Annotated in this window: 1 protein-coding gene; it reads left to right on the forward strand. The window is 73.5% G+C overall.

Annotation, left to right across the window (positions count from 1 at the left end; all coding sequences use genetic code 11):
* Window positions 1–908 (forward strand): hypothetical protein (locus IF54_RS0138795; protein ID WP_030327427.1); only part of this gene is annotated, 908 nt, incomplete at both ends.

Raw genomic sequence — 908 nt, forward strand, 5'->3', positions numbered from 1 at the left:
GTACCGGGTGGACAACGTCCCCGTGCCGGTCCTCTACGGCGCCACCCCGCTGTACCGGACCCTTCGGACCAGGGGCACCGCCGGCCCGGACGTGCGGACGGTGGCCGACAACCTCAGGGCACTCGGGTACGACATCGGCCCACAGCCTCCGATCGGTACGTGGGTCACTCCACGCCCGGTCTCGCAGGACGGCGTCACCGCGGGCGAACCGGCGCCCGCAGGAGCGGCCTCGGACGCGCCCACGACCCCGGCCGCCCCCACTCCATCCCCAACTCCCTTTCAGGTCAAGCGCGGTGACGCCGTCCTGACCGGCTCCCTCATCGCCGCCGTCAAGCGGTGGCAGACCGCCGCCGGTATGCAGGCCACCGGAGTGCTGGGTGTCGGCGACGTGGTGGTGCAGCCCGGTGCCGTGCGGGTCGACGGCGTACAGGCGCAGCTCGCCGACGCGGCCGACGGCACCCTGATGACGGTCACCTCCACCACCAAGTCGGTGGCCGTCTCGGTGGATCCGGGCGAGGCGGGCTCGATGAAGCGCGGCGACCGGGTGACCGTGACCCTGCCCGACGACTCCACGGCCCGGGGGACCGTCACGGCCATCGGCGCCACCGTCCGCGGCAGCGACGCATCGAGCGGCGACGACACGGCCGGACAGCCCCGGCTGACCGTCGCTGTCGCCCTGCGCGACACCGGGGTGGTGCGGGGGCTCAACTCCGCGCCGGTGCGGGTGAGTTTCACCTCGGAGACCCGCGAGAACGTGCTCACCGTGCCCGTCGGCGCGCTGATGGCGCTGCACGAGGGCGGCTACGCGGTGCAGTTGCCGGGCGGGCGGCTGGTGGCGGTACGGACCGGGATGTTCTCCAAGGGCCTGGTGGAGATCAGCGGCACGGGCATCGACGCCGGTACCAAGG

The sequence above is a fragment of the Streptomyces sp. NRRL B-3229 genome (genome assembly GCF_000719505.1).
Classification (GTDB): Bacteria; Actinomycetota; Actinomycetes; order Streptomycetales; family Streptomycetaceae; genus Streptomyces; species Streptomyces griseorubiginosus.